The following is a 22,510-nucleotide window of genomic DNA, read 5'->3' as shown; positions in this document are numbered from 1 at the left end:
TGTTTATTTTAATATATTACATCTTCAGTTCATCACTTTAAGAATATATGATTCTCCTGATCCAGAATATACACTCCCCCCCTTGTTCACCTAGTCAAGCCCCCGATCGTTCGGATCTTATTGTGGAAATGGAGCTTTTTCACACCATCCGTGGCATTCATAGAACGCTAAGAAGAAACGGAAGCCATCCCAATCGAGACGGCTTCCGTTTCTCCGAAAGTTTTAAAACTAATGTATAGCGTAAATCACACGATCTGGAACACCGGGCGATCAGCAATAAAATGTACAGGCAGACCCGGATACTGGAGCGCCAGTTGCTCTGCCAAATACTTCATCCCGGGAGCCTCGCTCTCGGCATGGCCGAGCATAATCAAGGCTTTGTTCCGGCCTTGATGCACCGCATCCCGCACATACTCCGGAGTTTCCCACTCCGGTCCCTCTCCGGCAATAATGAGATCGAGATCGGCGTCCTGGAAGAACGGAATCGCTACTCCTCCGCCTCCCCTGTAGCCCACTAGAATTCCCACCCGCATGCATGGCATGGACAGCTTTCCTGCAACACGCACATAAGGAATTTGCAGCTTCTTTTTCAAATACCCGGCTATTTCTCCGACCTCCATCACCGGAAGTGTCAGGATGGAACCTTCGCTCTGATGCTCAGTGACATAATTCTGCCACTCCAGCTCCCGAAGCAGCCCTTCTATCACACCATCCGGCTTGAAGCGGTGCAAGTAGTCATGGAAACGGTAAATGCCGATCCCGGAAGAAGTGATCAGGCTGTTTTTTTGCATAAATACAGGGTCGTTCTCTCTCCAGGGAAATTGATCCTGATGGCTGAAGTAGATGCCTTCATGGGTAATGATCAGGTTCGCCCCCAAATCAATCGCTTGTTCTATCACATACTGGGAGGCGGAAAATGCGGTCACAATGCCGCTGACCTCGCGGTCCCCATTTCCCGGTTCCAGCTTATCCACCGTATGGTCGGGGGCATCTATTCCGGCCGTCAGTCCGGCAATAATCTCTCCGAAGGATATGCCCATACTGGCAGGAATCTGTTTTTTGCTTACCGGCACTTGTTGATCTTCTCTCATGCCCTAAGTCTCCTTTTCAGTAAATCGTCCGCTGATGATGATCTTGAATACCGCTCTTACGATAGAAATAGGTATTGATTTTGTCTCTCCATTCCTTGGCATGCTCAGCCTGTTCTGCCAGCCGCTCCTCTACCTGGGTGTAGAGAGCTTCTTCCATTTTCCCTTTAAGACGGGTCCATAGGGTGAGCAGTTCAGCCGCACGCTCCGTACCTTCGAAATGAGTATCATAAATATGCTGAATGACGGTTGACCCGGAATGCAGCACATGGGTATACGGAACATGATGGAAGAACAGCAGGAGCTCATCGGGACAATCCGCAAGAGACTCGTAGCGCTCGGCGTTCTTGCCAATATATTGGGCGCTGTAGCCTGTTCCGGTCCGTACGGTCCGGTCTACGCCAATTCCCAGGTTGTCGGCAAAATGGTAGGTTCCCCAAGGCGAATACTCGTAGCCATCAACATTCGGCCCATAGTGATGATCGGGATTAACCATCCAGCCTACACCCAGCGGTGCGGTATAGGATTCATAAATGCTCCAGGAATCGAGCAATATCCGGGTAACTGTGTCCAGCACCAGCGGATCTGCGCCAAAGGTGAGCCGGACCCATTCCTCTGCGATTTCCTCGGAGGAGAGCTCCGGATTCCAGGCCAGCCGTCCATAGCCGTATAGATTGGCCTGCGCCAGCAAATGCCCGGTCCAGTTCATGTCGTCCCCGACATTAGAGACGGCAGCCATGCCGCTGTATGAATTCCCCCAGAGCGAGCCGTCCACTACATGTTTAACGGGCGCATGCTCTCCTTGGGCATACGTATTGAACTCCATTACCTCTTTCCATTGCGGAACAAGGTAACAGACATGGCGCTGCTGCCCGGTATACTCCTGGGCAATCTGAAATTCGATCAGATGATTCGTCTGCTGAAGCGCCCCGAAGAGCGGTGATACAGGCTCTCTGACCTGAAAATCCATCGGCCCGTTCTTGATCTGCAGAATAACATTGTCCTTGAATCTGCCGTCAAGCGGCTTGAAATGATCGTAGGCCGCTCTGGCCCGGTCGGTCTTGCGGTCACGCCAATCCTGCTTGCAGTTGTAGACGAAGCAGCGCCAGATCACAAGTCCGCCGAACTGCTCAAGCGCTTCAGCCAGCATATTGGCGCCATCCGCATGGTCGCGTCCATAGGTGAACGGCCCCGGACGGTTCTCCGAATCGGCCTTAACCACAAATCCGCCAAAATCGGGAATCGCTGCATAGATTTCAGCGGCTTTGCCGCGCCACCATTCGCGTACTTCAGGGGCCAGCGGATCGGCCGTATCCAGTTCACCGCTCTGCAGCGGGCTGGCAAAGTTGATGCTGAGGAACAGCTGGATGCCGTAAACTCTGAAAATCTCGGCGATTCTCGCAACATAGGGCAGATAGATTGGCGAAATGAACAACGTTTCCTGCTCATGCACATTAACGTTGTTGATTGCAATGGCATTGATGCCGACCGAAGACATCAGTACCGCATAATCACGGATGCGCTCCAGGTTGTCCACAAACTGGTTGTTGCTATAAAAGAAGGATTTCCCCGCGTATCCCCGCTCAACGCTTCCGTCAAAGTTGTCCCAATGGTTGATCATGCGAAGCTTGTTAACCGGATTTACCACCTCGTCAAGCGCTTCAATTCCTGAAGCTGTGCCGATCAAACGAAGCAGATGGAATACACCGTACAGCACTCCTGCGGGCGAAGCTGCCCCTATAGCAATGCAATGATGTGCTGCACTTGTGCGTATGGCATAACCTTCCGGCCCTACAGAACGGACCGTCTGTTCATCGAATACCTGATCAACAAGCGTATTTCCGCCTTGGAAGGTCCCTATGGCAACACAGGGTCCAACCGCTCCAGCGCTGCTGGCAACCTCAATGCCCAGCATAGATGCAATACCGCGTTTGTATTCCTGCGCCGCCGCCCCGATGGTGTCATTCTCTTCGGCAACGTATAGCGCTTTGCACCATTGCAGGTCCCCGGCTTTTTCCCCCGGCGGCTGGGTAGGATAGCTTAGCCAAGCCTCATAACCGCTTTTCATCTGAAATCTCCTCCATCTTTCACAATAATTGATTATGCTTCAACCGTGAGGTTGTCTTATCTAGTCAGTGACCGGTTGCCTGTTCCTTCGTACAGCCATAAGATTGCAGTTACTCCCCGCGGATAATATTTGCTGCCGCCGATCAGACCGGACAGGATTTGATCGCTCCAGCACCAGTAAGACAGCTCGGGATGCAGCAGCCAGCTCACATGAGCCGCATCGGCTGCCGCTCCGGCTTCATCCCATGGCAGCTGCAGGACTTCCCTTGCTATAAACTGCGACAGGTAAATTTTGCTCAGCCATGAGTTGTTGCTGGTGGAGGACAGCTTCCAGCCGCCGTCATCGAACAGGCATTTTCCCGGAACCAGAGCCGTATTCAAATGAGTGCGGAGCGCTTGCAGGTAGTTTGCAAACCGCCCTTCTGGAGCAAGCGCAGCCTCACAGCCCGTGAACAACGGGAAGATCAGCCCTTCAATTGCCGGGATAATGCAGGATTGATTATTTTCGTTGATAATGGCCGGAATATAGCCCTCACTGTTCATGTGAGCTGTAATGGAATTGGCGCATTTCTCAGCCTGCAGCCCGGCGGAAGCAGCTTTTTCTGCATAATCTTCCTGCTTGAAGAATTTCTCCAGCGCCACATAGGCAGCCCAGCACTTGCCGGCCATATAAATATTGTTGCGGGATTGGCCAAGCGACGCGTCCAGACTGTCATAGGTACTAATTTCTGCGCCGCCCTGGGTGCGTGTGCTGTCAAGGCCCATAAGACCATTGCGCTTGCTCGGAACAGGATGATCACGGTTAAGCATGCTTTCAAAACAAGCCAAAAGGGTTGGCAGCATACGTTCCACGAAATCGCGGTCTTTGGTTTGCTCAATGTACACCAATGCGGTACACAGCCAGTTCACCAATTCCTCATGGCTCATGTAAGAGAAGCAGTCGTCCAGTCCGGCTTTCTCGTAAGCGGAATATTGCGGACGGGAGAAATGATTGGCAACTCCGACATCATGGGTAAAGGTAATTCCTCCCGGATGCTCCTCCGTTTCACCCGGAAAAACAACCGTGTCCTCATAGCTGTAGCGGGAGGTGAACAATTCCAGCTCGTTGCGTACCGTCCACGGGTTCATCGCCAGCTCGAAGAATAGCTGATCCACGGTCAAATCAAGGGTATTCATCATCCGGTATTCGCCCTCATTGACAATCCAGATGTCCTTCCCGTCAGCATCGAGAAACTGTGTGCTTCCGTAGTAGCTGTGAATCGCATGGGCGAGCATGAAGATCTGATCCTCCGAAAGCTTAGCCGATTCAATCCATTGGCTTGCGGATACGCAAGACTCGATAAGCTTATCTATATTGTTCAAGGCATAGTCCGCTACGGCATCAATATTTTTAAAGAATCGGGTGTATGCGTAGGATGCATCAATTCCTGTCGTCACCAGACCTCCACGGTAGAAGCAGACAGCAAAACGGTAGGTACGCTGCTCGCCTGGAGGGACATCCATCAGGATGGCTCCGGTTCCGCCCAGCCCAAAGGCCAGATTGTGCTCCAGCTTCTCTTCAAGGATTTTCTCCATCGTGAACCCGAGCGCCGTTTGAACCTCCTCATTCTTGCAGGCGATAGAGGTCAGTCTTCCTTGACCAATACCGTTAAACTTCCCTTCGCTTGTATCGCTAAGTCTGCGCATGGAGCTGTATGGATCTCCGCCTTCATATCCAAAAAAGCCTTTTCTTGAACGGACACCCTTACGGTTATCCAGTGTCAATTCGGCAAAAACAGCAGGAATGATGGCGGCTTTCAGCTCCTCCGCATCTGCATCCGCCGGATCTGGCACAGAACGGACTGGTGAATAAATACGGAATGTTAAATCTCCCGCCTGCCAGGTATCCGTCGCTGCTTCTAATTTTCTGGTAATTTGCGCATCATCAAACGCTTTCAAAACAACCGGAGAAGCTTGATACCATCCGCTCGGCTTGTCGCGGTCCGTTCCATTCGGCGAGGCCGGGAATACCTGCTGCATTTCATTGCCGGTCTCCTCCAGCTTCTCGATATCATATCTGTTGCTGGCATCTGCCACCTCTTCAAAAAACGGCAATGCTTCATATTTGTCCCCGTTGATGGACTGAAATCCAATGTATACATTCTGATCCGCCGGTTTTCCCAGCTCCAGCCCCAGACCGCCATTTTTCCCTTTAAATCCTAAAGTAAAGCTGGCAAAAGCGCCTATCGGGGAGTGCTGCACATTATAAAACAAATTTTTATTTGCCATAATAACTCCTTTCACAAACACATCGTGATTTACTTTCCAGTAGCTCAACACCATCCTAGCATGCCTTGGTTAGCGAAGCCCATTTCCAAATCCAGCAGAAATTTACCCAAATCAAGCTGAAGCCTGATATACTGCAAGTGGAGACGGCTTCACCGTCCTCCAGGAAAAAGGAGCTTTCGTTGCTCCAGCCTGCACAACAATTGGGAGGTCAGATTATGGTTTCTTCTTTTATCACACCTGCGCCCACGCAGAGCATCAGTGAAACGATCATCCCCGATATTAAAACAACGCTTAATCTGTTCGGTATGCATATCCGTAAAGTGAGCGGCGAATGGGATTACCCTACTCATGCCCACCCGCAATACGAATTCAACTACCTGCTTGAAGGCGAGCAGCAGATTACCGTGGATCACCGCCGCTATTTGCAGCGGGCCGGTGATCTGGTGCTGCTGAGACCCGGAGAATTTCATTCCAGCAAAAGCGTCGATAACAAGCCTTTTACCTACTTCTGCATTCATTTTGATATTGATGATAAAATACTGAACTCTTTATTGAGCCGTCTGGATCATGTGCTGTTTGAGTCCGGCAGTGCAATCACTCAGCAAATCAGGCCCGCTCTTGGCAAGTTGGTGGAAATCTCGACCAAGATTTCAGGCGATCTGAGCATGCTGCAGCGCATGCGGCTGCAGTCCGCAGTATTTGATCTGTTGGGGCAGCTCTGGGAAGCCTTCTCCCTGGAGGAGAATTTCTCGTCTTCCACCTATGAGAAGGTAGAACTGGCGCACCTGATCCACAATCGGCTGCAGGGGCTGGTGTATCAGCGCTTCAAACCGGACAGCATGGGCGAGAGACGGGATGGAGTCGATGATATTGCAGCCGATTTGGGGATCAGCGTATCCCACTGCAACAGAGTATTCCGGCAAGTGTACGGCATGTCGCCCAGAGTTTTTCTGTCCGAGCAGATGCTTCATGAAGCCAAGCTCCTTCTCGATGACCCGCGCTTGTCCATCAGCGATATTTCCAGCATTCTGGGATACCGGGACATCGCTCATTTCAGCCGCCAATTCAAACGCTGGTACGGGCAGTCTCCGCGCGAATACCGCAATATCACTGTTTGATGTACTGGGCATACGGCTCCTGAAAATCAATCAAATTAATATCTGAGCGCAGGTGGTGATGCAGCAGCTCCTCAATTTCGTCTTTTTGTCCCTGAACGATATAGTTCAGCAGGCTCTGATGCTCATGCTGGATTTCCTTCAGCTTGTCCTGCCTGAGCATATGCAGCTTGCGGTAGCGGATATAATGCACGTTGAACTGCTGAATCACCTCCCAGAGAAATTCCCGGCCGGCGAGAATAAACAAGGTTTTATGGAATTCGTCATCCAGCTTCAGGAAGCTTTCGGTGTTCTCCGGCTCATCTATGCAGTTCAATTGGCGGAGAAGAAGCTCATTCAGCTCATGGAGGTCCTTAAGCGGAATGCCGCGCGTCAGCTCCTTCATGATTTCTTTTTCCAGCGTATAGCGCAGGTATATGATTTGCTCCACCGACTCCAGGTCGATATAGGAAACGATGTTCCCTTTTTTTGGATAGATGTGGATGTAATCCTCCAGTGAGAGCTGCTTGAGGATGTCGCGAATCGGCGTACGGGATAACTGAAAACGCTCGGAGAGCGCAGTTTCGCTGATAATGGTCCCCGGCTTGAGCTGCAGGGATAGAATTTCATCCTTAAGCTGGTTCATTATTTCTTTTTTGAAACCCATAGACGCTTCCCACTTTCTGTGCTTTTTTTCACACGGATTATGCATTGACAAAGCAAACCCCGTATCTTATGATCAAGCTGAAATTAATCTTGTATACAAGATTTCGGATTGTTTATTGCTTGTGAACTCAGAAACCTGTTTTCACTGCCTTTATTGTAATCCAGACATGTATATTTTGTATACATGATCTATCCAGAGGAGGAACGGACAATGAATATGACGTGGAGATGGTATGGCGAAGGGAACGATAATATTACCCTTGACCATATCCGGCAAATTCCGGGCGTAATGGGGATTGTATGGTCGCTGCATCATAAGGTGGCGGGCGAAGTGTGGGAAATGGAAGAGATTCAGAAGGTCGCGGACCAAATTACGGGCAAGGGCTTCAGCACCGCTGTTGTGGAAAGCGTTAACGTTCATGACGATATCAAAATCGGACTGCCCTCCCGCGATAAATATATCGATATCTATATCGACACCATCCGCAAGCTGGCCAAAGTCGGCGTCAAGGTCATCTGCTACAACTTTATGCCTGTCTTCGACTGGACCCGGACTGAGCTGTACAAGGAGCTGCCGGACGGATCAAACGCCCTCTTTTATGAAAAGGCTGCCATTACCGACAACCCGCGCGACATGGTCGACCGAATTCTGAAGGGTGCCGGAGAATTCACGATGCCGGGCTGGGAGCCGGAGCGTCTGGCTAAGCTGGATGAGCTGTTCGCAGCCTACGCCGATGTAACGGAGGAGAAGCTGTTCGAGAACCTGAAATACTTTCTGGAGCGCATCATTCCGGTGTGTGAAGAAGTCGATATTAAAATGGCTATCCACCCTGACGATCCGGCCTGGCCGATCTTTGGCCTCCCGCGCATTATCCGCAGCCGCGATACTATCCGCCGTTTCCTGGACATGGTCGACAGCCCCTACAACGGACTGACCTTCTGTACGGGTTCACTCGGGACCAATCCTGACAATGACCTGCCGGCGATGATCCGCGAGTTCCATGACCGTATTCATTTTGCCCATATCCGCAATGTAAAAGTATTCGAGAACGGCGACTTCATCGAGGTTTCGCACCGTGGCAAGGATGGAAGCGTAGATGTGCCTGAAGTGGTCAAGGCCTATCATGAGAATGGATTTACCAGCTATGTGCGCCCGGATCACGGCAGACATTTATGGGGCGAAGAGAAGAATTGCCGTCCGGGATACGGACTGTACGACAGAGCGCTGGGCATCATGTACCTTCTGGGCGTCTGGGACAGTCTGGACAATCGCAAAGGGGTGAACTAAAATGCTGCACTTAAGCAGAAGCAGTATTGCGGACAGAAAAGCCTGGGAGGCTGCGGGTGTAGAACTGCCACGGTTCGATTTTGCTGCGGTGGCGGAGAATACACAGTTAAACCCGGAGTGGATTCATTTTGGCGCGGGGAATATCTTTAGAGGTTTTGTGGCGAACGCCCACCAGAAGCTGCTCGACAGCGGCAAGGCGAATACCGGTATTATTGCGGCGGAAACGTTTGATTTCGAGATGATTGACAAGGCTTATAAGCCTTACGACAACTTAACCTTGCTTGTGCTGATGAATGCACGCGGCGAATTTATCAAGAAGGTGATCAGCAGCATTACAGAGGGAATAACTGCAGATCAGAACCGCAAGGCAGACTACACTCGTCTGATTGAAGTATTCGAGAATCCCAGCCTGCAGATGGCCAGCTTCACCATTACAGAAAAAGGCTACTCTCTCGCAGGGCCAAACGGCAAGTACCTTGGCATCGTCGAGAAAGATATCGAGAACGGGCCGGAGCGGCCGGTTCATGCGATGAGCATTGTCGCTTCTCTGGCCTACCGCCGTTACCTGAAAGGCCAATATCCAATGACCTTTGTCAGCATGGACAACTGCTCGCATAATGGCGACAAGCTGAAGAACGGCATCCTTACCATCGCCAGAGAATGGGCCGGAAAAGGCTTGGCCGAAGCCGGATTTGTGGCCTACCTTGAAGATGAGAGCAAGATCACCTTCCCGCTGACCATGATCGACAAAATTACGCCGCGCCCGTCCGAAACGGTGCAGGCGGCGCTGCTGGAGCAGGGCATTGGCGGGATGGATGTCATCGTCACCTCCAAAAACACATACACCGCTCCATTCGTAAATGCGGAAATCAGCGAATATCTCGTTATTGAGGACAAGTTCACGAACGGCCGCCCAGCGCTTGAAGGAGCCGGCATCATCTTCACGGACCGCGACACGGTCAACAAGGTGGAAACGATGAAAGTCACCACCTGCCTTAATCCGCTGCATACGGCGCTGGCTGTTTCGGGCTGTCTGCTCGGCTACACCCTGATTGCAGATGAGATGAAGGACGAGTTGCTGCGGGGGTTCGTTGAGATCATCGGCTATACGGAAGGCCTGCCGGTTGTAGTAGATCCCGGCATCCTGAGTCCAAAGCAGTTTCTGGATGAGGTGCTGCAGGAACGGTTCGCCAATCCGTTCATCCCCGACACGCCGCAGCGGATCGCTACGGACACCTCGCAAAAGGTCGGCATCCGGTTCGGCGAAACGATCAAGTCGTATGTCCGCCGGGGTGATCTCGATCCGGCTCAGCTCATTGCGATTCCGCTCGCCATCGCCGTCTGGTGCCGTTACCTGCTCGGGGTGGACGATGAAGGCAAGGCCTTCGCCCCCAGCCCCGACCCGTTGCTGGAATCGCTGCAAGCCCGCCTGGAGGGAGTCTCTCTGGGGAGCGACAGGAAGAAGGCGGCAGCGGTACAATCCATTTTGAGCGATGAAGCAATATTCGGCATTGATTTATACGCAATTGGACTGGGCGATAAAATTGAAGCCATGTTCGCTGAAATGCTCGCCGGGCCAGATGCCGTACGCGCCACCATGAATAAGTATGTCCGCTGAGGGCATTTCACGCTATATTCCAGAATAGAAAGGAAGCTTATCCATGAGTACCAAAAGGAAGTTCAACGGAGACTGGCAGTTCAGCAAGCAGCCGCTTCAGACCGATTTGGCGAAGGCTGCGGCCAGTAACGATTGGATGCCGGTTACTCTGCCTCACGATTGGCTGATCTATGACACCCATAATCTCTATGAAAATGGTGAAGGCTGGTACCGCAAAACCCTTACACTCGATGAGGTTCCATCCTTAAGCCGCCTGTCGCTCCGCTTCGAGGGAGTCTATATGAACTCCACGCTGTACGTTAACGGACATGTAGCCGGCACATGGAAATATGGATACTCCACCTTTGAATTTGACATCACTTCGTACCTGACGGCGGGTGACAATATCATTTATATGCGTGTCATTCATGAGTCGCCCAATTCCCGCTGGTATTCGGGGGCAGGAATCTATCGCCCTGTATGGCTGATCACCTCTGCGCTCACCCATATCGCTCCCGATGGCATTTACATCGCTCCCCGGAACACTGTCGGTGACTCCTGGACGGTGAACGTCGAGACTGAGCTGCGGCTCGAAAAAAACACGGAAGCTTCCCGGATGAAGCTGAGCCACAGCATTCTGGATGCTGAGGGAACGATAATCACACGTGCGGAATCCGTTCCTCTCCCGGAGGAGGGCGGCTTGGCCGCACAAGCCGCCACCAGTCTGACAGTAGAACGGCCATTACTCTGGGATATCAACCATCCCCATCTCTACAAGCTGAAGACCGAGCTTCTGGCCGGGGATGAGGTCATTGATGAGAAGCTGCAGACCTTCGGGTTCCGCACCATTGAGCTGGACAGTCAGACAGGCTTCTTCCTGAACGGCCGGCATGTCAAGCTTAACGGTGTCTGCCAGCATCATGATCTGGGCTGCCTGGGAGCCGCCGTCAACAAGACAGCGCTGCGCAGACAGTTCGTCCTGCTGCAGGAGATGGGGGTCAATGCGATACGCACTGCCCACAATATGCCTGCGGTTGAACTGATGGAGCTGGCGGATGAGCTGGGCGTGCTTATCGTCTCGGAAGCTTTTGATATGTGGGAGCGCCACAAGACTCCCTATGATTACGCCCGCTTCTTTCCCGGGTGGTGGAAGCAGGATGTTGCCAGTTGGGTGCGGCGGGACCGCAACCACCCCAGCCTGCTGATGTGGAGCATCGGCAATGAAATCTATGATACCCATGCGGACGCCCGTGGCCAGGAGGTCACCAGAGAGCTGATGGATGAAGTCTTGATCCACGATCCTAAGGGCAACGCCTTCGTGACGTTTGGTTCCAACTACATGCCTTGGGAAAATGCGCAGAAATGCGCTGACATTGTTAAAGTCGCAGGCTACAACTATGCGGAGAAATATTATGAGCTTCACCATCAGGAGCATCCCGACTGGTTCATCTACGGCAGCGAAACCTGCTCTACGGTGCAGAGCAGAGGCATCTATCATTTCCCGCTGGCCCAGTCGGTACTGGCAGACGATGATGAGCAGTGCTCCGCTCTGGGGAACAGCTCTACAAGCTGGGGAGCAAAAAGTACGGAAAGCTGCATTATCTCAGACCGGGATGCATCCTTTTCCCTTGGACAGTTTCTCTGGACCGGCTTCGATTATATAGGCGAGCCTACGCCTTACTTCACCAAAAATTCTTACTTCGGGCAATTGGATACGGCAGGGTTCCCCAAGGACTCTTATTACATTTATCAAGCCGAATGGACGGATTACCGTACACATCCAATGATCCACATCTTTCCTTACTGGGATTTCTCGGAGGGGCAGTTAATTGATGTGCGTGTCTGCTCAAATGCGCCGCGGATTGAATTGTTCTTGAATGAGGTATCTCAAGGCAGCTTCGATATTGATCATGCCCACGGCCACAAGCTCCTCGGTGAATGGCAGATCCCTTACTCACACGGCAGCCTTCGTGCCGTTGCCTACGATGAACTTGGCAACGTAATTGCGACGGACCATATCTCCTCTTTTGGAGATGCTTCCTCGCTGGTCCTTACGCCTGACAAGCAGGAGATACTGGCGGACGGCTCTGACTTGATCTTCGTGACCATCACCACGGCTGATCAGGAAGGACATAGGGTCGAGAATGCGAACAACCGGGTTCATCTGACGGTAGAGGGCCCAGGGCGTCTGGTCGGCTTGGATAACGGGGACAGCACCGATTACGATCCATACAAAGGAACAAGCCGGCGGCTGTTCAGCGGCAAGCTGCTGGCTGTGATTGCAAGCACCCATGAGGCTGGCCCGATCACTCTGCGCTGCTCCTCACCAGGGCTTGCCGAAGGAATACTTATCCTGGAGGCTGTCCCTCACCAATCGGGCGGCTGCGCAGAAGATGAGCTGGTGCTGTATGCCGATTGTCCTCTGGAGGCGAAGGCTGTATACGGAGAAAATATGCCTAACCCGGATGAACTGGAAATCCCTGTACGTAAGCTGGAAATCATCTGCCCGGAAGGCAACCAACTGACGCCGGATCATCCTTCCCTTCCCGTCCGCGTCAAGCTCCACCCGAGCAATGCCACCTATCAGGATGTACAATGGCGGGTAACCAATGCGGCGGGAATTGATGCCAATGCAGCTTCCATTGAGGTGAAGGGTCATGAGGCCGTGATTACTGGATTGGGAGATGGAGATGTCTATATCCGCTGCGCTACTGCAAATGGAGCAGATGGAATTCGTCTATATTCCCAGATGGAGTTCAAGCTCACTGGTCTTGGGCAGCCTTGCCTGAATCCTTATGAATTCATCTCTGCCGGCTACCATAGCAGCGCCAGCCGGAACCTGACGAACGGTAATGAACGGGGAGTCGCTACTGCGCGTGAGGGTGAGAGCCTGATCAGCTTTGAACGTCTGGATTTTGGCGGCTATGGAGCGGATGAGATCATTCTGCCTATTTTCTCGCTGGACAATGAAGAGTTTCCTATTGAAATATGGGAAGGCGTTCCCGGAGAAGCTGGCGCTGAGCTGCTGTCCATTGTCACCTACCAGAAACCGTCTCAATGGAATGTGTACCAGGAAGAAACCTACAAGCTGCCCAGACGTCTAACGGGAGTTACCTCCTTATCGTTTGTCCTGCGGCGGAAGATTCACTTGAAGGGCCTTCAGTTTGTTTATAAGTACAAAGCTTACGAGCGCCTTGGCGCTCTGGAGAACAGCCGGATCTACGGCGATTCGTTCTCAGTTGCGGAGGCGGCCATTGAGGGCATCGGCAACAATGTTTCACTTATTTTTGACGGGATGGACTTCGGCGAACAGCAAAGCTCGCGGCTGGTCATCTGCGGACGTTCTCCCCTTAAGAACAACACTCTGACTCTCTTGTTCAGCGGACCTGAAGGCGAGTCCAAGCAGCTTGTGGAGTTCGCCGGCTCAGACAGCTACACGGAACGGGAGTTTATTCTGGAGCCCATCAGCGGCAAGAAGCAGGTAACCTTTTTATTCCTGCCCGGCAGCCAGTTTGACTTCAAGTGGTTCCAGTTCTATCACGCCAAGTAGAAACGGCTTTGCCGTCCTCTGAAAGAGGCGGCATTCGTTTCAAAAACAACAGAGGAACATTCAAACACAGTTTGTTAATAAACTGCGGTTTGGATGTTCCTCTTTGATTAACGGAGTTATGAGCACAGTCGGTGCCGTTGTCCCTTAAACGAACACATATTCACCTTTACCAATATGAATCGTCTTTCCTTTTAATGCTATGGAATCTGTTGCAAAAATGACCTGTTTGAATTGGTTATCGTCCCCTTGCACGAAATCAAAAGCTTTATCTCCAATCTTAAGGGTGAAGATGTTGCCCCCTGACTCTGCAATTGGCAGTCCAAATAGCTCTCCCCAATGTCCGGCGGCAGCGGCAGGATCTGAGACGTGGAATACCGCGCTCACGATTTCAGCATTTCCCGCAGGATGGGGCTGAATGACTCCGGATGCTGTTAACCGTTCCAATCTCTCCTCATCTGTCCCGTTCCATTGAATGATAAACGGATAGACCAGTCCTTGAAAGTCGCCATCAATGGTCATCATCCGCCACTCTATTAATCTGCCCTCATTATCTAGGCGCCTACCATCAATGATAGGAGATAATGCTAAACCTGCTGCCTTCAAGGAAGCTTCGATTTCTTCAATATCATCCGTCCGGAGCACCACTCTGCTTAAGACTTCATGCTCTGGAAGAACTGTCACTGCATCCCTCACTACAACATTGTGCTCAGTTGCTTTCGCTAATTCCAGGTTCTCAATACCGAGAAACTCAAGATAGGTTAGCCCAAAGTAACTTAAGGCATTATAGGTTCCCCAATCCTTATGAGATCCTCCTCTAAAAGCAACCAAACCATGTTCTCCGAAGATTTCCACCGGTTGATCCAGATCATTGACATAGTGTACTAAATGATCCCATTGCAGAGTTGCCATTATTCCTTCACTCCCAGCTCAGTGGTCCGCTTTACGGCTGCCAGAACACTTCTTTGCAGTCCGGCCGCGAAATCACTGTTGTTGAGTTCGTACAGTCCGTGAATGCCGACACCACCAGGTGAATTGTTAATATCAAGCAATTGTCTTGGATGCAGGCCTGTTTGCTGCAGCATAACAACCGCTCCCATAACATTCTCCAGTGCTACCTTCCATGCCTGTTCCCGCGGCAGTCCGGCGAGTACACCAGCGTCCGCAAGAGATTCAATGAAATAATAGATATAGTTAGGCCCAGCCACACCGAAACCAGTGAATATATCTATGTAGGACTCATCCAGATATTGCACTTTGCCGAATCCGAGCAGGAAATTCTCCACTTGATCACGAGTAGCGTATGCATTTAAGGCTACACCGCTATATCCATATCCCGTATCGGTCAACGTATTGGGAATGACCCGAATAATTGGACGTTCAGCTCCAAAATAACCGCCTAGCTTCACAATCGTTACACCCGCCACAATAGATACGACTGCGGCAGTTGGTGAAGCGAATTGTTGTACGATTTGTCCGAGTGCAGTCAAATCATCCTGTGGACGAACTGCAACCACAATCAACTCTGCTGTAGACAGGCCATGCTCCTGCGAGCTCCCCGTATCTACACTGTACTTTGTATTCAGCAACTTAAGACGTGCTTCGTTAATATCCGACACACTGATTTGGTCTGCAGACAGAGTATTATTAGCAATAGATGCACGGATGATCGCTTCAGCCATCTGTCCTCCGCCAATAAAATGAATCCTTTGCTTGGTCACTAAAGCTCACTCCCTACTTAATTATTCTTCCATGCTTCCGGCAGAATGAAGCCGGCATATTTATCTTGTCCAAGGATGTATTCTTCGAACTCTTTGGATTCATACGCAGCCTTCAAGTCTTTGGCCCACTGGGTATTTTCATCCTTCTTATTAACCGATACGATGATTCTGTGCTGCATCGGCGTATTTTCAATTTTAAGTGCATCCGTAATCTTTCTGTCCGGAGAATTCGCAATGTAATTACCGTTAACAACACCATAATCAACATCCTGAAGTGAAACCAGAATTTGCGCCGGGTCCAATATTTTAATATCAATTTTATACTTATCCGGCTCCATGCTGTTAATGTTAAAGTCAGCTACACCTGCTCCTTCTTTAATTTTGATCCAGCCCAATTCCTCCAGAATACGAAGCGCGCGCTCCTGGTTAACCGGATCGTTGGGAACAGCCACGGTTGTGCCATCTTTTACATCATCCAGAGTAGTATGATTTACGGAATAAAGGCCTTGCGGGGCGCCTGGCACATAAGCAATTCCTACCATGTCTGCATTGATTTCTTTATTAATTGCCTCCATATAGGCTGTGCTTTGGAATACACTCGCGTCAATGGAGCCTTCCTTCATCGCCGGATTAACCTGCATGTTTTGCGAGAAGGTTTTAACTTCAACGGTATAGCCTTTTTTCTCCAGAATCGGCAGAATTGATTGACGGAATTGTTCCTCGTAGGTTCCGACACCGAATCCAACAGTGATTTTTTTCTTGTCTCCGGAGCTTTCCGCTTCCTTATTGCCGCAAGCCGTCAACACCGCCAGAACACCTATCAACATCACTAACAATAACTTTTTCATTACCCTCATCTCCTATTCTAATACTGTGTTTTTTAGTTGCACTAACGCCTCATCTGTTACATTTAATGGGATTGCACAGTTTGGCGAGAGAATAAAAGGCTGGTTCTTCATTAACGTCAAAGCTTCTTTTGCCTGCTTTTGAATTTGTTCAATATCGTTTACTGCAAACAGCCCATGATCAACCCCGCCTACCTTAGTAGCTTTGAGATTTGCTTCCAAACCCGGATTTCCTTCAGCTGCCGTATCCCAGCTAATCCCATCAATGCGATAATCGTTGAATTTCTCAGGCTGGGAATAGGCTCCACAGGTATGAAGGATGTTTTTGCCATAGCTTGCGGCCTCCAGGACAATAGAATCATAGGGTCTGGACAGCTCATCAAACATCGCTTCATCAAATAATCCCGGATGTGCTGTACCGGTCACCGCGTAGAACAAACCATCAGAACCCGCTTGCTGCAGCTCTTGCACATAATCGGCTAAGGTTAATGAAATAACGTGTAACGCATGGTGTGCTGCCGCTCTATGCTCTTTAAACAACGATTCCAAAGTAACAGGCTGGTCAATGCCAAACACTGTTTTCGTTACATAAGCGGAACGACCTACGATAAACAGCAGCACCGTTAATGGTGAAAATACCGTTTGGATTAGCGGGGTGTCAGGTAACCCTTGACGGATTTTTCTAACCGCCTCTAAATGCTCCAGCAGGGATGCTGTCTGGGTTGCTTTTTTCACCTCGAGATCCCACAGATTATCGGCTGTAGGAATAACCGTCGTCTTCTGTCTGGGAAATACAGTCTGATAGTCCGTAAAGTCATACTGATTTCCCCAAGCTTCAGCTAAGTAGGTCGCTCTCGGATTAATTTTGACCCAGTCCCAATCATATTTTTTCGTAAAAGAAATCGTTGTTGCTGCTAAATCCTCCGCATTTTGTTCTTTGTCAATAAAATGACGCCATCCGCTGACAATCGGACGATCCGCCCGTTCTCCGGATAATATTGCTTTAAAACGATCCTGCTTGCTCCATTCACTCATCTGCCGGTCCTCCTTGTATGTAATTATTAGTAGCGGCGAATTTTTCTTGCCAGTGAGTTGCCTAAAGATTGAATGCCTTGCACTAAAATGATGAGAATAATCACGGTGGATACCACTACTACGGTGTCAAACCGCTGGTATCCGTATACTATGGCCAAATCTCCAACCCCGCCGCCGCCTACTACTCCGGCCATTGTAGTTGCACCTATCAACCCTATTGTTGCAGTTGTCAACGACAGGATTAATGATCCGACCGCTTCCGGCAATAAAAAATGCCAAATGACCTGGAATGGAGTAGCGCCCATCGACTCAGCAGCTTCAAGAATTCCCGGGTTCACTTCAAGCAGGGAGTTCTCCACCAAACGTCCTATGTAGGGTGCGATATAAATAATCAACGGTACGATCGCTGCGCTTGTCCCAATCGAAGTATGAACAATTAACCGTGTAAGCGGAATAATCGTAACGAGCAAAATAATAAAGGGCAGCGAACGAATGATGTTGATAATCGGATTTAGTATGGCGTAAAGGGCTTTGTTCTCCAAAACACCACCTGGACGAGTGACTACAAGCAATATTCCAAATGGAATCCCGATTAGGGAACCAACAAACAAGGAGATTCCTACCATTTGAATGGTTTCAATTATTGCTTTCATAAATTGGTCACCTGTTATTGTGGTCGAAAACATATTCTTTTACCTCCTCTACACCGACTCCATTTCTTTTCAAGAAAGATAAAGCATTATTAATCTCTGATTCCTCTCCACTTAATTGAATGATCATTGTCCCCAGGGTCATTTCCTGAATTTCCGTCATATTTGCAAATAAAATATTGACCTTGATATCGCAAGAACGAATCATCTCATACAGAATGGGCTCAGACGCATTTTCTCCAACAAAATTAAGTTTATAGAGCAGATTTCCATGTTTATCCTTGATTGATTTTTGAACGCTGGAGGTCATGCTATTTTGAATAACTGTCTTCACAAAATTTTGCGTGGTCGCATGCCGGGGATGGCCGAATACCTCCAGAACGCTTCCTTGCTCTATGATCCGACCCTCTTCCATCACAGCCACCTTATTGCAAATCTCTTGAATGACAGACATTTCATGCGTAATGATCATCACAGTAATGTTGTACTCAGCATTGATTCTTTTCAATAGCTGTAAAATAGATTGTGTTGTCTGTGGGTCTAAGGCAGAAGTCGCTTCGTCACACAAAAGGATAGACGGATTCGAGGCAAGCGCTCTGGCAATCCCGACCCGCTGCTTCTGTCCACCTGATAATTCATTCGGATAGCTTTCAGCCTTGTCGCTTAATCCAACAAACTCAAGCAGCTCCTGTACCCGCTTGCGAATTTCATTTTTATTCTTTTTCAGCAGAACGAGAGGGATCGCAACATTATCAAATACTTTTTTAGACTCTAACAGGTTAAAATGTTGAAAAATCATGCCTATATTTTTCTTGGCCGCCCGCAGCTCTTTATCGCTGTAGGTTCCTAAATCACGCCCGGCTACTAGAACCTGTCCTTGTGTCGGTCTTTCCAAATAATTGACTAAACGGATTAATGTGCTTTTCCCGGCACCGCTATAGCCGATAACCCCGAATATATCGCCTTTTTCAACCTTTAAATTGATCCCTTTTAGAGCATCAATAGTCATCTCTTTCCGGGTGAATGTCTTGTGCACATTCTTTAGTTCAATCATGTTCATTCCCCTCCTGCAGCTTGCTAAGTGCTTGCTCTGCCAATGAAGCAAAATATTTAGCGGCAGGTAGTATAGCAGCCTCATCAACGTCGAAACGAGGGTGATGCAAAGCATAGGCCGGCCCTGTTCCGATATTTACAAAAGCACCCGGTATCTGCTGTAAATAGTAGGAGAAATCTTCTCCGCCCATTTGCGGCGGGATATCTTGCACATCATATCCGGCTTCTACGGCGACTTCTTTGGCAAAGTCAGTCCATTCCCCGTGATTAATAGTTGCCGGCGGGCCCGGATACCAATGCAATTGCGCCTCTGCCCCGGCTCCTGCAGCAATCCCTTCGATGATTCGAGTCATTTGGATTGGAATAGAGCGGCGAATCTCTTCATTGTAGGTCCGAACCGTACCTTCTAGTTCAACCTTTTCCGGCAATACATTCCATGTGAAGCCCCCATTGATTCTGGTAACACTTAACACAACCGGTTCTAATGTATTATTTTGACGGCTTACGATGGTTTGCAGCATTGTAATCATTTGCGCCGCGGCCACAATGGTATCCACACCTTTTTCCGGAGTAGCAGCATGAGCGCCAACACCTTTTACAGTAATTTCAAACCGGTCAACACCTGCCGTTAAAGCTCCTGTTCTCGTTCCAAAAGCTCCCGTAGGCAAATCCGGTGAATTATGTAAACCAAATATAGCAGCTACATCCTTGAGACCTCCTGATGCCAAGACACTTTCCGCTCCGTGTCCTGTTTCTTCCGCCGGCTGGAACAATACTCTGCCCCTTCCCGGCAATTCACTTTCACGAGCTTTTAACAAGAGTGCCGCACCTAAGATGACAGCAGTGTGAAAGTCATGACCACATGCATGCATTTTCCCTGGAATCTCCGATGCAAAAGGCAATCCCGTCTGTTCTTCGATCGGAAGTGCATCAATATCACAACGGATGGCCACAACAGGCCCGTTACCTTGACCGATTTCTGCGATAAGTCCGGTTTCTAATGGGAGGTCCAGAATATGTATATTGGCAGTTGTCAGCCATTCCCGCAGCTTCGCTGTTGTTCTAAACTCTTCATATGCCAGCTCTGGCTCCCGATGCAGGTTTCTTCGAACTTCTATTAATTGACTAGCTAGAGCTTGATCAATCTCATGCAGTGGATTCATAGCTGAAGTAATCCCCTTTCGTCATGGTTCTTCAATCTCTTTGATTTGCTCAAGTGCAGTAGATAGACTGCTTAGAATATGATCCCGCATTGCTTTTTCTGCTCCATCTTCATTTTTGTCAGCTATCATTTGCAGGATATAATTATGTTCTTCATCCGCCTGTGTGTTCCAATCCCCATGCAAGGAGACATAGCGACAGTAGCGAAGTGAGTGATCTCTTAATTGATTCAGAACCTTCTCAAATGTTTTAAGTTCACTTATTTCAGATAAATAATCGTGGAACTCAAAGCCATAGGATACAAAATCCTGTTTGTCACCTAGCTGGAAGGAATGTTTTAATTTTTCCATCATCGTCGTTAATTTTTGAATATCTTTATCTGTAGCATTCTTAGCTGCACTTCTCGCAATATAGCCTTCAAGCATGCTGCGAATAAGAAATATCTCTTCAACCTCTTTGATGGTTACTGAGGCTACCCGCAACCTTCCATTCGGCTGACGAATGAGAAAATCCTCGTTCTCCAATCTCTGAATAGCCTCTCTTAGCGGAGTGCGGCTGACCCCGAGCAATGCCGCCAAATTTTCTTCATTTACCGCTTGATTCGGCTCTAACTCACTATCAATAATTTTTTGTTTTAATGCATAGTATGTATTATCCTTTGACAATCTTCGTGATCGTGTCACCATACCTATACTGCTCCTCATCGACAATTTGTGGGGTGCCTTAAAAAATATTTGTATAATTGTATACAATTATTAATTTGAAATTGTAATAGATTGAATAGACGATTCTTTTAAAATACCGCTCTGCTGTTTAAGCTTTTTTCATACTATAATCCCATTATTCCAACTAGTCAAGTATGTATTATAGGTGAATAGAATAAACCCAACGCACGAAAAGAAGCGGAGAGCATAACCAAGTTGTCCTATACAGTAATATCCATATGCTGTAACATGGAGAAAGGAGTTTAGTACTGCTACAGGGGGAAGCAATACATGTTGTTCGGATCTTTGCTGCTTGCGTGTTTGTTATCGTTTTCATTTAAAATCATAGAACTTGCTGTGAAGCTGATCAACCCGCGGCATGCAAGATTTTCCGTATATTACTGGGGGATTGCAGTTCTGGGCGCATGCTTTGCGCTTGAGGATAATTATGTATTTCACGTACCGGAAAATATAATGTCGGTGCTGCCTCTGTTTCTGTTCATCCTGGTTGCAAACTGCATTATCTCAAACGCCTCCGGTTATGCACCGATCGGCACCTTCGACCGGATCAATTTCGTTCTTGTCTTTCCTGTTATGGAAGAGATCGCTTTCCGGGGATTGGTACTGCCTGTCCTTGCCAGACATAACGTCCTTGAACAAGGGCTTCAGGTTTTCTATATTTTCTCTGTGAGTTTTGCGGTGATCATTACGGCCTTTTTATTCGCGGTTTCACATTTACAATATTACCGGCTAGACAAGCAAAGCATCCGGTTCATGACTTTTGCCTTATCCGGGGGGATTTTCTTCGGAGTGATCGCCCAAACGACGGGATCGGTCATGCTCACCATTCCGCTTCATATCGCTTTTAACGGTTCAGCCGCCTTTTATCACAAAAAAAGAAGAGTTTCCGCTCCTACAAAGCAAGCGCCTCTTCCGTAATTTGTCTGAGATCAATTGGAGAAAGGGTTTCTTCATTCACCATGTCCGGCAGAATCTCCGCCAGAAAGTACTCGACGCATTTTAAATTAATGTTCTTGATCTTGATCAGAGCATTGCGGTACATCACCACAAATTCCTTCTCCGTATTTCCTCTTTGCAGCTCTGCAAAAGCCTCATACACCTGGTCCATCTTGTCGGCAACCTCCAGAATCAGCCCTTCAACGGAATCATCCTTACCCTCGCGCAGTTGTTGGTAGAAGATGCTTTTGAACTCCTCAGGAATATGCTCCTTAATGAAATTGTCGATCATTCCCTCTTCCACCTGCTGGATCAGCGAGCGGAGCTGCAGCGAAGAGTGCTTGACCGGAGTTTTGATATCGCCGATAAAAATCTCGCCGTAATCGTGGCTGCTCGTAATCTCATAGAGCTTCTTCCAGTCGATCACCGCGCCGTTTTTCTCCTCGATGTCCGCCAGAGTTTTCGCATATTGCACGACCTTCCAGGAATGAGCTGCTACGCTGTGTTCCTCGAATTTGAATTTGCCCGGACAGCGGATAATGCGCTCCAGCCCGTTCAGAGAACGGAAATATTGATGAATCCCCATGCCAGTCCTCCCTTGTCTTGATGTTTATATGTTCTGGTACTGTATAGTATAGGCCGACATTGTAAATTTCAAATAAACGGGCTGACAGGTTGTGTTAAAAAAGAAAGCCCCCTTACTGGTGTATATTGGCATGTTCCCCGTCTTACTGCGGAAGCCATCCCCGACTTTAGTCGAGATTAAAGA

18 protein-coding genes are annotated in these 22,510 nt (G+C 49.1%); 5 read left to right on the top strand and 13 right to left on the bottom strand.

Translation table 11 applies throughout. The features are described 5' to 3' along the window. Positions 1–245: 245 nt before the first annotated feature. The 3 genes from AC0LWN_RS08815 to AC0LWN_RS08805 all read right to left on the bottom strand — a co-directional run bounded on the left by AC0LWN_RS08815 (position 246) and on the right by AC0LWN_RS08805 (position 5,423). Entirely contained in the window at positions 246–1,040 is a 795-nt protein-coding gene (locus tag AC0LWN_RS08815) for a Nif3-like dinuclear metal center hexameric protein (RefSeq protein WP_458964618.1), read from the bottom strand. Positions 1,041–1,107: 67 nt separating this feature from the next. Then, positions 1,108–3,156 (bottom strand): alpha-glucuronidase family glycosyl hydrolase, encoded by a 2,049-nt coding sequence (locus AC0LWN_RS08810; protein ID WP_474664348.1) that lies wholly within the window; start codon positions 3,154–3,156, stop codon positions 1,108–1,110. Between the two features lie 56 nt (positions 3,157–3,212). Continuing rightward, positions 3,213–5,423, bottom strand: coding sequence for a glycoside hydrolase family 52 protein (locus AC0LWN_RS08805; protein ID WP_474664346.1), 2,211 nt, complete (start codon positions 5,421–5,423; stop codon positions 3,213–3,215). Between the two features lie 215 nt (positions 5,424–5,638). Between AC0LWN_RS08805 and AC0LWN_RS08800 the strand changes: the two genes are divergently transcribed. Next, positions 5,639–6,541 carry an AraC family transcriptional regulator gene (locus AC0LWN_RS08800; protein ID WP_474664344.1) on the top strand — a complete coding sequence of 301 codons (903 nt, stop codon included), beginning with the start codon at positions 5,639–5,641 and terminating at the stop codon, positions 6,539–6,541. Here AC0LWN_RS08800 and AC0LWN_RS08795 read toward each other — a convergent pair. Beyond that, positions 6,531–7,184 (bottom strand): GntR family transcriptional regulator, encoded by a 654-nt coding sequence (locus AC0LWN_RS08795; protein WP_474664342.1) that lies wholly within the window; start codon positions 7,182–7,184, stop codon positions 6,531–6,533. The two genes, AC0LWN_RS08800 and AC0LWN_RS08795, sit on opposite strands and share 11 nt — an antisense overlap. A gap of 210 nt (positions 7,185–7,394) precedes the next feature. Between AC0LWN_RS08795 and uxuA the strand changes: the two genes are divergently transcribed. From uxuA to AC0LWN_RS08780, 3 genes are read left to right on the top strand one after another with little or no spacing between them, the layout of a single operon-like run. Beyond that, positions 7,395–8,471, top strand: coding sequence for a mannonate dehydratase (gene uxuA, locus AC0LWN_RS08790; protein WP_474664340.1), 1,077 nt, complete (start codon positions 7,395–7,397; stop codon positions 8,469–8,471). 1 nt (position 8,472) lies between these two features. Further along, positions 8,473–10,089 carry a mannitol dehydrogenase family protein gene (locus AC0LWN_RS08785; RefSeq protein ID WP_474664338.1) on the top strand — a complete coding sequence of 539 codons (1,617 nt, stop codon included), beginning with the start codon at positions 8,473–8,475 and terminating at the stop codon, positions 10,087–10,089. Positions 10,090–10,132: 43 nt separating this feature from the next. Further along, positions 10,133–13,618, top strand: coding sequence for a glycoside hydrolase family 2 TIM barrel-domain containing protein (locus AC0LWN_RS08780; RefSeq protein ID WP_474664336.1), 3,486 nt, complete (start codon positions 10,133–10,135; stop codon positions 13,616–13,618). Positions 13,619–13,762: 144 nt separating this feature from the next. Here the strand turns inward: AC0LWN_RS08780 and AC0LWN_RS08775 are convergent, their stop codons facing one another. Genes AC0LWN_RS08775 through AC0LWN_RS08740 form a run of 8 tightly spaced genes read right to left on the bottom strand, consistent with a single transcriptional unit; the run spans position 13,763 to position 20,766 of the window. Continuing rightward, positions 13,763–14,527, bottom strand: coding sequence for a VOC family protein (locus AC0LWN_RS08775; RefSeq protein ID WP_474664334.1), 765 nt, complete (start codon positions 14,525–14,527; stop codon positions 13,763–13,765). Further along, the gene (gene proC / locus AC0LWN_RS08770) at positions 14,527–15,336 is read right to left on the bottom strand and encodes a pyrroline-5-carboxylate reductase (RefSeq protein ID WP_474664332.1); all 810 of its coding nucleotides are present in this window, start codon (positions 15,334–15,336) and stop codon (positions 14,527–14,529) included. Before proC ends, AC0LWN_RS08775 begins: the two co-directional genes overlap by 1 nt. Before the next feature lie 17 nt (positions 15,337–15,353). Continuing rightward, positions 15,354–16,184, bottom strand: coding sequence for a MetQ/NlpA family ABC transporter substrate-binding protein (locus AC0LWN_RS08765; RefSeq protein ID WP_474664330.1), 831 nt, complete (start codon positions 16,182–16,184; stop codon positions 15,354–15,356). A gap of 12 nt (positions 16,185–16,196) precedes the next feature. Beyond that, entirely contained in the window at positions 16,197–17,216 is a 1,020-nt protein-coding gene (locus tag AC0LWN_RS08760) for a uroporphyrinogen decarboxylase family protein (RefSeq protein ID WP_474664328.1), read from the bottom strand. 26 nt (positions 17,217–17,242) lie between these two features. After that, on the bottom strand, positions 17,243–17,902 hold the full coding sequence (locus AC0LWN_RS08755; RefSeq protein ID WP_474664326.1) for a methionine ABC transporter permease: 660 nt from the start codon (positions 17,900–17,902) through the stop codon (positions 17,243–17,245). Further along, positions 17,877–18,920, bottom strand: a complete 1,044-nt coding sequence (locus AC0LWN_RS08750; RefSeq protein WP_474664324.1) for a methionine ABC transporter ATP-binding protein — start codon at positions 18,918–18,920, stop codon at positions 17,877–17,879. The genes AC0LWN_RS08755 and AC0LWN_RS08750 overlap by 26 nt, the downstream gene beginning before the upstream one ends. Continuing rightward, entirely contained in the window at positions 18,913–20,073 is a 1,161-nt protein-coding gene (locus tag AC0LWN_RS08745) for an amidohydrolase (protein ID WP_474664994.1), read from the bottom strand. The genes AC0LWN_RS08750 and AC0LWN_RS08745 overlap by 8 nt, the downstream gene beginning before the upstream one ends. Before the next feature lie 30 nt (positions 20,074–20,103). Next, a complete protein-coding gene (locus AC0LWN_RS08740; protein ID WP_474664322.1) occupies positions 20,104–20,766 on the bottom strand; it encodes a GntR family transcriptional regulator in 663 nt (220 codons plus the stop codon). Positions 20,767–21,075: 309 nt separating this feature from the next. On the opposite strand from AC0LWN_RS08740, the gene AC0LWN_RS08735 reads away from it, so the two are divergent. Then, positions 21,076–21,723: a CPBP family intramembrane glutamic endopeptidase gene (locus AC0LWN_RS08735; RefSeq protein ID WP_474664320.1), complete on the top strand. Its 648-nt coding sequence runs from the start codon at positions 21,076–21,078 to the stop codon at positions 21,721–21,723. Here the strand turns inward: AC0LWN_RS08735 and AC0LWN_RS08730 are convergent. Then, positions 21,698–22,327, bottom strand: coding sequence for a YfbR-like 5'-deoxynucleotidase (locus AC0LWN_RS08730; protein WP_474664318.1), 630 nt, complete (start codon positions 22,325–22,327; stop codon positions 21,698–21,700). The genes AC0LWN_RS08735 and AC0LWN_RS08730 overlap by 26 nt on opposite strands. Between the last annotated feature and the right edge of the window lie 183 nt (positions 22,328–22,510).

Source organism: Paenibacillus sp. sgz302115, assembly GCF_056120445.1.
The sequence above is the reverse complement of the archived record's forward strand: the minus strand, read 5'-3'. Positions and strand labels throughout refer to the sequence as shown.

What these genes read in the sequence shown, in the direction of transcription:
- AC0LWN_RS08815 (WP_458964618.1), bottom strand. Translation starts at nt 1,040, where the DNA reads ATGGGCATATCCTTCGGAGAGATTATTGCCGGACTGACGGCCGGAATA.
- AC0LWN_RS08810 (WP_474664348.1), bottom strand. Translation starts at nt 3,156, where the DNA reads ATGAAAAGCGGTTATGAGGCTTGGCTAAGCTATCCTACCCAGCCGCCG.
- AC0LWN_RS08805 (WP_474664346.1), bottom strand. Translation starts at nt 5,423, where the DNA reads ATGGCAAATAAAAATTTGTTTTATAATGTGCAGCACTCCCCGATAGGC.
- AC0LWN_RS08800 (WP_474664344.1), top strand. Translation starts at nt 5,639, where the DNA reads ATGGTTTCTTCTTTTATCACACCTGCGCCCACGCAGAGCATCAGTGAA.
- AC0LWN_RS08795 (WP_474664342.1), bottom strand. Translation starts at nt 7,184, where the DNA reads ATGGGTTTCAAAAAAGAAATAATGAACCAGCTTAAGGATGAAATTCTA.
- uxuA (WP_474664340.1), top strand. Translation starts at nt 7,395, where the DNA reads ATGAATATGACGTGGAGATGGTATGGCGAAGGGAACGATAATATTACC.
- AC0LWN_RS08785 (WP_474664338.1), top strand. Translation starts at nt 8,473, where the DNA reads ATGCTGCACTTAAGCAGAAGCAGTATTGCGGACAGAAAAGCCTGGGAG.
- AC0LWN_RS08780 (WP_474664336.1), top strand. Translation starts at nt 10,133, where the DNA reads ATGAGTACCAAAAGGAAGTTCAACGGAGACTGGCAGTTCAGCAAGCAG.
- AC0LWN_RS08775 (WP_474664334.1), bottom strand. Translation starts at nt 14,527, where the DNA reads ATGGCAACTCTGCAATGGGATCATTTAGTACACTATGTCAATGATCTG.
- AC0LWN_RS08765 (WP_474664330.1), bottom strand. Translation starts at nt 16,184, where the DNA reads ATGAAAAAGTTATTGTTAGTGATGTTGATAGGTGTTCTGGCGGTGTTG.
- AC0LWN_RS08760 (WP_474664328.1), bottom strand. Translation starts at nt 17,216, where the DNA reads ATGAGTGAATGGAGCAAGCAGGATCGTTTTAAAGCAATATTATCCGGA.
- AC0LWN_RS08755 (WP_474664326.1), bottom strand. Translation starts at nt 17,902, where the DNA reads ATGTTTTCGACCACAATAACAGGTGACCAATTTATGAAAGCAATAATT.
- AC0LWN_RS08750 (WP_474664324.1), bottom strand. Translation starts at nt 18,920, where the DNA reads ATGATTGAACTAAAGAATGTGCACAAGACATTCACCCGGAAAGAGATG.
- AC0LWN_RS08740 (WP_474664322.1), bottom strand. Translation starts at nt 20,766, where the DNA reads ATGGTGACACGATCACGAAGATTGTCAAAGGATAATACATACTATGCA.
- AC0LWN_RS08735 (WP_474664320.1), top strand. Translation starts at nt 21,076, where the DNA reads ATGTTGTTCGGATCTTTGCTGCTTGCGTGTTTGTTATCGTTTTCATTT.
- AC0LWN_RS08730 (WP_474664318.1), bottom strand. Translation starts at nt 22,327, where the DNA reads ATGGGGATTCATCAATATTTCCGTTCTCTGAACGGGCTGGAGCGCATT.